Here is a 572-nt window from a genome sequence, read left to right as displayed (position 1 = left end):
GTGGGCGCCGCGACGCTTCGCGCTCTCCAGTTCCTCCAGGACCAGGATGGCGGCGCCCTCACCGAGGACGAGGCCGCTGCGGGTCTTGTCGAAGGGCCGGCAGGCGCTCTCCGGGGTAGTGATCGTCAACAAAGATGTCGCCCATACCTTTGCCGATCTGAAAGCTAAAAAAGTCGGCGTGGTGAAAGGCACGCTGCATCAGCGCTACCTGCGTGATAAACAGAAAGCCGTACAGGCTGTCCCTTACGACGATGTCGCCAGCGCCCTGGCCGCGCTTTCCCGCCCCGACATAAAAGAATAATAGCTGGCGCAGCTCGCCATTCATGCCGCGAGGCAGCGTATCCAGCGCCGCTGCGGCAATCATCTGCTCATCGTCAAAAAAGGCGAAAAAAATACCGCCGCGATCGTAACAGGCCTCGTGAATCGGAGTATAAACCTGACGATCGTGAGGGTCCCAGCCACGCACGTCATAATATTCCCGATAAGCCCGCAGCTGACCGTTATCGAGACGGTAGAGCGTATCGATAATTTCGCTGCGGTCTATCTCCCAGAGCTGGTCCAGTTGTTGTCGC

3 pseudogenes are annotated in these 572 nt (G+C 58.6%); 1 reads left to right on the top strand and 2 read right to left on the bottom strand.

What is annotated here, in order from left to right:
- Nucleotides 1-189 (bottom strand): annotated as a pseudogene (locus tag ABD481_RS47585) (beta-ketoacyl synthase N-terminal-like domain-containing protein); the annotation flags it as partial.
- Here ABD481_RS47585 and ABD481_RS46920 point away from each other — a divergent pair.
- Nucleotides 98-292: pseudogene (locus ABD481_RS46920) on the top strand (arginine ABC transporter substrate-binding protein); the annotation flags it as partial. The pseudogenes ABD481_RS47585 and ABD481_RS46920 overlap by 92 nt on opposite strands.
- Here ABD481_RS46920 and ABD481_RS46915 read toward each other — a convergent pair.
- Nucleotides 257-572: pseudogene (locus ABD481_RS46915) on the bottom strand (GNAT family N-acetyltransferase); the annotation flags it as partial. The pseudogenes ABD481_RS46920 and ABD481_RS46915 sit on opposite strands and share 36 nt — an antisense overlap.

This window comes from Catenulispora yoronensis (genome assembly GCF_039531695.1).
Lineage (GTDB): Bacteria > Actinomycetota > Actinomycetes > Streptomycetales > Catenulisporaceae > Catenulispora > Catenulispora yoronensis.
This window is presented reverse-complemented; position numbering and strand designations above follow the sequence as displayed.